The organism is Pseudomonas sp. 2822-17, from assembly GCF_002742485.1.
GTDB lineage: Bacteria > Pseudomonadota > Gammaproteobacteria > Pseudomonadales > Pseudomonadaceae > Aquipseudomonas > Aquipseudomonas cyclaminis.
The window spans coordinates 1-325 of sequence record NZ_LJRZ01000136.1 but is presented as its reverse complement, the minus strand read 5'-3'; the positions used below and the strand labels follow the sequence as shown (position 1 = coordinate 325).

The 325-nt window shown below is 34.5% G+C and carries 1 protein-coding gene; it reads right to left on the bottom strand.

Annotated elements, in window-relative coordinates:
- Positions 1-48: 48 nt before the first annotated feature.
- On the bottom strand, positions 49-309 hold the full coding sequence (locus AOA60_RS32065) for a hypothetical protein (RefSeq protein ID WP_143522319.1): 261 nt from the start codon (positions 307-309) through the stop codon (positions 49-51).
- Positions 310-325 lie beyond the last annotated feature (16 nt).

The window sequence follows — 325 nt, the reverse complement described above, 5'->3', positions numbered from 1 at the left end:
TCTTTATGTGAAAGGCCTTCTTTATTGCGATAGTTGTTGTACATCTTTCTACTCATCACGTAAATCATTTTTATTCACATCCTTAGATATGTTTTCTAATTTAATTTCTATATCATCTAAAATTATTCGCTCAATTTTTCTTCTCCGATTGTATTCACGAGCTGCCGCCTTTTCGAATTTTTCTTTGGAGTGTTGCAAAAATCTGATGTGCTTTAAAAGTGCACTTCTTTTTCTTTCTCCCAATTCGTTCAATGCTTCTTCTATCCACGGTGGTATGTTTACATCTTTATACGGGTTAGGGTTAGCCATTGAAAACCACCATCAC